The organism is Salinisphaera sp. PC39 (assembly GCF_040361335.1).
GTDB lineage: Bacteria > Pseudomonadota > Gammaproteobacteria > Nevskiales > Salinisphaeraceae > APNM01.
Genome location: NZ_APNM01000034.1, coordinates 1 through 1,323 on the forward strand (window position 1 = coordinate 1; position 1,323 = coordinate 1,323).

Genomic DNA, 1,323 nt, shown 5'->3' on the forward strand with positions numbered 1-1,323 from the left:
CACTAGTGTCCGGTTAAATTATCGAACAAATTCAATTGGTTATTGATTTCCGGCTGTTCGGGTGTGTAATCCGAATCCGTAAGTACCTGTTCAATGGGAAGTTTCTCGAACAGGGTCAGCGAGAAAATCTGTAGCAAAGTGTAGAGCGAGGCCTCGAGCGCGAGGCGCTTTTTGACGATGGCCACCAGGACATAGACCGACACCGCGATCCAGATTTGCGACTTGACGGCGTTCTCCGAGGTCCCGAAAAACCGCTTGATGCGAAGATGCTGCTTGATCCATTTGAAAAACAGTTCGATCTGCCAGCGACTCCTGTAGAGGGCGCACACGGTGGGCGCCGGCAGCAGGAAGTTGTTGGTCAAAAACACCAGCGTCTTGCCGGACTCGGGATCGGTGAAGCGGATTCGACGCAAACGACTTGGGTATTTGCCGGCACTGTAAACGCCGTTGAGCGCAATAGTCTGGTCGCAGACCAAACCGGTGCTGCGGTCGACCGGGGACGAGTAAAGGCGTCGCGCGTCGAGGTTCGACTTGGCGCGGGTCACGAAGAAGGCGCCGGCCAGATGCAGGGTGTGCAGTCGCTGGAAATCAACATAGGCCCGGTCCATGACGTAGATCGTCCCGGGCTCGGGCAGCAACATATCCAGGACATTGACGTCGTGGAGCTTGCCATCCGAGACATGGATGAAGCTGGGGATATTGCCGCGCAAATCCAGCAGCGTATGCAGCTTCACCGCCGCCTTGGTCTGGCGAAAAGGCGCCCAGGGAAACAGCGACAAACACAGATCGATCGTGGTCGAGTCCAAGGCATAGGCGGTGTGGGCCAATTCCAGACCCAGACTGTCGTCGGCGTACAGCCGACGTGCCTGGGCCATCAGCCGTTGGGCGAATTCGGCATAGATACGCCAGTCGCGCCGGGCGTTGGCGTCGGCCAGCGTGGTGCGCTTGATCTCGTGGCGAAAGCCCATGTGATAGAGCTTCGAGGACTGGGCCGCCAGGCAGACCTCGATGTCGCGCAAGCTCTCCCGCCAGGTCAGCTGGGCGAACGCCATCACCCGGAATTGCTCGGTACAACGCAACGACTTGGCGTAGCGGTTGCCGTCGTAGCGGGTCACGATCCGGGCGAAGGTCGTCCACGGCAAAAAGTCCATCAACTGGGCGAACAGGGGCTTGCCGGCGTTCATGGCGGGCTCCGGGGTGAAACCCGAGAGACTGCCCGAGCGCCGATTCGCCGGCCAAATCGACACCACCCATTTTCACAGCTAACCTGCTGTTAGCTATGGGATTATCTTGCATGACTCAAAGATTCCCCGGACAGCAGTG

General features: G+C 58.5%; 1 protein-coding gene. It reads right to left on the reverse strand.

Annotation, left to right across the window (positions count from 1 at the left end; all coding sequences use genetic code 11):
- Positions 1–2: 2 nt before the first annotated feature.
- Positions 3–1,184 (reverse strand): IS4 family transposase, encoded by a 1,182-nt coding sequence (locus PC39_RS16595; protein ID WP_353254531.1) that lies wholly within the window; start codon positions 1,182–1,184, stop codon positions 3–5.
- Between the last annotated feature and the right edge of the window lie 139 nt (positions 1,185–1,323).

Coding starts and splice junctions, on each gene's coding strand:
- PC39_RS16595 (WP_353254531.1), bottom strand. CDS start 1,184: ATGAACGCCGGCAAGCCCCTGTTCGCCCAGTTGATGGACTTTTTGCCG.